This is a genomic window from uncultured Campylobacter sp., from assembly GCF_938018145.1.
Taxonomy (GTDB): domain Bacteria; phylum Campylobacterota; class Campylobacteria; order Campylobacterales; family Campylobacteraceae; genus Campylobacter_A.
Window position 1 is genome coordinate 1 of the sequence record NZ_CALIII010000253.1, and the last position, 4,071, is coordinate 4,071.

Below are 4,071 nucleotides of genomic sequence, written 5' to 3' on the forward strand. Positions count from 1 at the left end.
TAAAGCCGTCTTCAAATTCTTCGACCTCAAGCCCGCATTTTCGTAGTCCTTGCACCATGATCGCTATGCGGTCGCTCTCTTTTACGCGAAGCTCTTTTGCGTTTCTCACGCTACTAATGCCCTGCGCGTTTGCAAATGCGATGGCAAGCGCGGGCACCTCGTCGATTAGCCACGAGATATTTTCGCTCACGTCCACGGCCTTTAGCGGCGCATGCTTTATCTCGATCTCGCCAATACTTTCGTACGTGCCGGAAGTTTCTTTAAACGTTACTTGCGCACCCATTTTGGCTAAAATTTTAAAGGCCTCCACGCGCGTTTTATTTAGCAGCATATTTTTTAGCACGATGTGAGAATTTGGGATTATCGCTGCGGCTACGGCAAAGAAAAACGCCGAGCTAGGGTCGTTTGGAACGCAAATTTCAAGCGGTTTTAGCGGCGCGCTCATCGGCTCAACCTTGACGCCGTGCGGTAAAATTTGCAGACTCGCCCCCATGCCTTTTAGCATGCGTTCGGTGTGATCGCGACTAAGCTCTGGTTCGCTAAGCTCGCAGCCGTTTGACTTTAGCCCCGCTAAAATCAGCGCCGATTTTACCTGCGCGGAGGCGATTTTACTATCAAATTTAAAATACTCCAGCTTCTTGCCTCGGATAGCCAAAGGCGCGTGATCTCCGCCGTTTGCGCCGTCTATCTTAGCTCCGACGCTGATTAACGGTTTAGCCACGCGCGCCATCGGACGACGATTTAAAAACTCGTCCCCGCTTAGCACGAAAAAACCCTCGCTAGCGGCCAAAAAGCCCATAAAAAGCCTCATCGCCGTGCCCGAGTTTCCGCACTCTAAAACAACGCTAGGCTCTTTTAAATTTGCGCTCGGAGTTATAATTAGCTCGCCATCTTTTTCCTCGATACGCGCGCCTAAATTTTTTACGATTTCTAGCGTATTTAGCGTATCCTCGGCCTTTAGATAGTTTTTCACGCGGCTTGGCTTATCGCTTAAAAGCGAAAATATCGCGCATCTATGCGAGATAGATTTATCCGCCGCGATGTTTTCTAGGCTCGCGCTTATCGGCGTTCTTAATGCGTAAACTTTCATCTTAGTCCGATATTTAAATTTTGCTTTAAAGCGTCCAAAATTTTATCCATTATCGCTGCCACTTCCTCGTCTTCAAGCGTCTTTTGTATATCTTGGAAGTTAAATTTGACGCTAAGGCTCACGTCGTCTCCGAGCTTGTCGTCCGAGTATATATCAACCGGCGCAAATTCTTTTAGGCACTCGATTTTTAGCGCGTTTATGCACTCTTTTATCGCTTCAAATTTCATAGTTTTAGGTACGATCAGGCTTAGGTCTCTGCTGATAGCAGGGAATTTCGAGTAGGCCTTTACGACCGCGCCGTCAAATTTAAGCTTCTCAAATTCTATCTCGCAAAGATAAGTTCGCGGCAGGTCGCGCGCCGCCTCGACTCGCACGTCCACGCGGCCGATATAGCCCACGCAAACGCCGTTTTGGTAGATTTTAGCTTGTTCAAATTCGCTTAGATATTTTACGTCGTCGCACGCTTTTAGCTCAAATTCGCCGATCGCGTTTCTAACCGCGGTAGCAAAGCCTAAAAAGTCGATATCGGCAGGCTTTGCGCCGTTTAGCAGGCTAGGTTCTTTTGCTAGTCCGCTAGCTACGAAGCCAAATCTCTCGCTTTGTTCTCCGCTCTGGCTAAATACGCTACCGAATTCAAAAATTTTGACCGATTTTCGCTGATTTTTTACGTTTCGCTCGGCCGATTTTAGCAAGTGATTTGCAAGCGTCGGCCTTAGCGTGTTTAGCTCGCTATTTATCGGGTTGGCTATCTCGGCCTTACAAGGCGCAAAACCGAGCGCCGCTAGCTCGCTCGCGTCGTCAAATACATAATGCACGCTCTCGAAAAATCCGGCCGCGGCGGCTTTTTTACGCAAATTTAGCGCATTTTTGTAGCCTACAAAGGTATCGTTCATACGGTTAGCTTCGCTGAAATTTAGCGGCTTTGAGGCGATATTATCGATACCGACCATTCGCACGATCTCCTCGCAGACGTCCTGCGCATTTACGATATCGTGGCGAAATAGCGGAACCTTCGCGTTCGCGCCCTCTTTTTCGGCGTTAAAAGTTAGGCTAAATCCAAGCTTTTTAAGTATCCTCACGACGTCGTTTTGCGCGACTTCTTGACCGATCATTTTTTGCATTTCGCTCATCGTAAAGCTCACGACCTTCGGTTCGCGCGTCATTACGCTTTGCTGAGAGCCCGCATAAAGCGCGACCGATTTTAGCGCGGCTAGCTGTTTAAATAAAAAATCGGCTCCAAAACCTACGTTTGGCTCGCTACCTCTTAGCGAGCGGTAAGTCTGCGCTTGGCGCGGCATTTGCTTATTCTCGTAGACGGTTGTCGCGATGACTTCCGGGTCGGTGTAGCTAGCCTCAACTATGATTAGTTTGCTGTTTTCGTCAAGTCTGGCCGCATCCGTCTGATACACGCCGCCGACGCCCAAAAGCTCGCCGCCGGCCAAAATTTCAGTCGCTAAATTTGCGCCCTTTTGCAGATCAAAAACAGCGCGCTCGTCGTCCTTTTTGAGCTTGGCGTAGTCATACGCGCTAAAAAGCACGCCGGTTGAGTGCGTAGCGTAGTCTAGCAGGCGCTCGATGCGGTTTTGCTTATCGCACTCGATCAGCGCCAAACGGATCTTCATCAGCAAATTTTCGTCAAAATACTCTTTTATCTCAAAAGCGCGGTACTGAAAGCTGCTTTGTAAATTTTCCTCGGCGTGGATAGCCAAAATGCGACCGATACCGAGCAAATTTTCGCCCTCTTCGTATCTGGCAGCATCTTTTAGCGGTAGATCAAGTGCGGCCGATAGATCCCTCGCTACGCCGTAGACGCTCAGGCAGTCGCCGCGGTTTGGCGTTAGCTCGATCTCGATGATATCGTCGTTTAGTAGCGGATATTCGCAAATTTCCTTACCCAGTTTTAGCTCGCCGATACTTTCATCTAGCGGCATTATGCCGTCGTTTGTTTTTACGAGGCCTAGCTCGACGGATGAGCAGATCATGCCGTTTGACTCGACGCCGCGCAGTTTTGCCCTCTTTATCTCTAGGCCGCTTGGCATAACGGCGCCTGATAGCGCCACCGGCACGAACTGTCCGGCCTCGACGTTTTTCGCGCCGCAGACGATTTGTAGCGTCTCGCCGCCCACGTCCACTTGACAAACGCTTAGTTTCTCGGCGTTTTCGTGTTTTATCTTACTTTTTACGTAGCCTACGACGATGTTTTTAGGCACCCTGATCTCTTTAAAGCTATCGACCTCAAGTCCGATCGAATTTAGCGTCTTTAGTAGTGTTTCGCTCGTTACGCCCGAGATATCTAGCCATTCGCTTAGCCAATTTCTTGAAATTATCATTTAAACTGCTCCAATAATCTTAAATCTCCCTCGAAAAGCGAGCGCAAATCAGGAATTTGATGAAGCAGCATCGCAAATCTCTCGACTCCAAGCCCAAATGCGTATCCGCTCACGTTTTTGTAGCCGACGGCCTTAAAGACGTTTGGATCGACCACGCCGCATCCTAGCACCTCGAGCCAGCCCGTTTGCTTGCATACGCGGCATCCGTCGCCGTGACAGAAAATACAGCTGATATCGACCTCCGCGCTAGGCTCCGTAAACGGGAAAAAGCTAGGGCGAAAGCGCACTTTAACGTCGCCGAACATGTATTTTAAGAAATTTTCAAGCATTGATTTTAAATTTGCAAAGCTAACAGCACCGCCCTCCTCGACTACGAGGCCTTCTACCTGATGAAACATCGGCGTGTGCGTTAGATCCATATCGCGGCGAAACACTGTTCCCGGAGCTATCATGCGAATCGGCGGCTTTTTACTCATCATCGTGCGCACCTGCACGGGGCTAGTGTGCGTGCGAAGCAGCCTACCGTCGGTAAAATAAAACGTATCTTGCATGTCGCGCGCGGGGTGATATTTAGGCAAATTCAGCGCCTCGAAGTTATAGAAATCCTCCTCGATGAGCGGCCCAGTTTCGAGCGAGAAATTTTGCATCATA

General features: G+C 49.3%; 3 protein-coding genes. All 3 read right to left on the reverse strand.

The annotated features are described in order from the left end of the window. A partial coding sequence (gene aroA, locus Q0338_RS05825; RefSeq protein WP_298085935.1) for a 3-phosphoshikimate 1-carboxyvinyltransferase occupies positions 1 to 1,090 on the reverse strand: 1,090 nt, incomplete at its 3' end. Beyond that, on the reverse strand, positions 1,087 to 3,420 hold the full coding sequence (gene pheT, locus Q0338_RS05830) for a phenylalanine--tRNA ligase subunit beta (RefSeq protein WP_298085936.1): 2,334 nt from the start codon (positions 3,418 to 3,420) through the stop codon (positions 1,087 to 1,089). The genes aroA and pheT, both read right to left, overlap by 4 nt. Next, positions 3,417 to 4,071: phenylalanine--tRNA ligase subunit alpha (pheS, locus tag Q0338_RS05835; protein ID WP_298085937.1), on the reverse strand; the 655-nt coding region annotated here is incomplete at its 5' end. The genes pheT and pheS, both read right to left, overlap by 4 nt.

Coding starts and splice junctions, on each gene's coding strand:
- pheT (WP_298085936.1), bottom strand. CDS start 3,420: ATGATAATTTCAAGAAATTGGCTAAGCGAATGGCTAGATATCTCGGGC.